General features: G+C 69.6%; 1 protein-coding gene. It reads right to left on the bottom strand.

The annotated features are described in order from the left end of the window. On the bottom strand, positions 1-779 hold a 779-nt coding region (locus OSC30_RS16785; protein ID WP_267172994.1), incomplete at both ends, for a UDP-glucose dehydrogenase family protein.

Here is a 779-nt window from a genome sequence, read left to right as displayed (position 1 = left end):
CGCCACGGTCTTGCCCTGCAGCTGGCCGCCGTAGTGCCGCTCGATCAGCTCGAACAGCTTGCCCTTCTGCGCGTGGTTGACCGCCTCCACCGCGCCCAGCAGCTTGGCCTCGTAGTCCACCGTGCGCGCGATGCGCTCCAGCGCCTGCACGTCCTTGGGAAAGCACGAGCCGCCGTAGCCGGCGCCCGGGTAGATGAAGTGGTAGCCGATGCGCGGGTCGGCGCCGATGCCGTGGCGCACGTGCTCGATGTCCGCCCCCACGCGCTCGGCGATGTTGGCGATCTCGTTCATGAAACTGATCTTGGTCGCCAGCATGGCGTTGGCGGCGTACTTGGTCAGCTCGGCCGAGCGCTCGTCCATCACCACCGTGCGGTCGTGGTTGCGGTTGAACGGCGCGTAGAGCTTGCGCAGTACGCCGATGGCCCGCTCGCTGGAGCTGCCGATGACGATGCGATCCGGACGCAGGCAGTCCTCCACCGCGTCGCCTTCCTTCAGGAACTCGGGGTTGGAGACCACGTCGAACGGGATCACCGCGCCGCGCTCGGCCAGTGCCCGCGCGATGGTGGCGCGCACCTTGTCCGCGGTGCCTACCGGCACGGTCGACTTGTTGACCACCACCGCGTAGCGGTCCAGGTGCGCACCGATGCTGCGGGCCACTTCCAGCACGTAGCGCAGGTCGGCGCTGCCGTCCTCGTCCGGCGGCGTGCCGACGGCGATGAAGATCACGTCGCCGTGCGCCACCGCCGGCGCGGCCTCGGTGGTGAAGTCCAGCCGGCCGC

Origin of the sequence: Frateuria hangzhouensis (assembly GCF_026410505.1) — a bacterium.
Taxonomy (GTDB): domain Bacteria; phylum Pseudomonadota; class Gammaproteobacteria; order Xanthomonadales; family Rhodanobacteraceae; genus Frateuria_A; species Frateuria_A hangzhouensis.
This window is presented reverse-complemented; position numbering and strand designations above follow the sequence as displayed.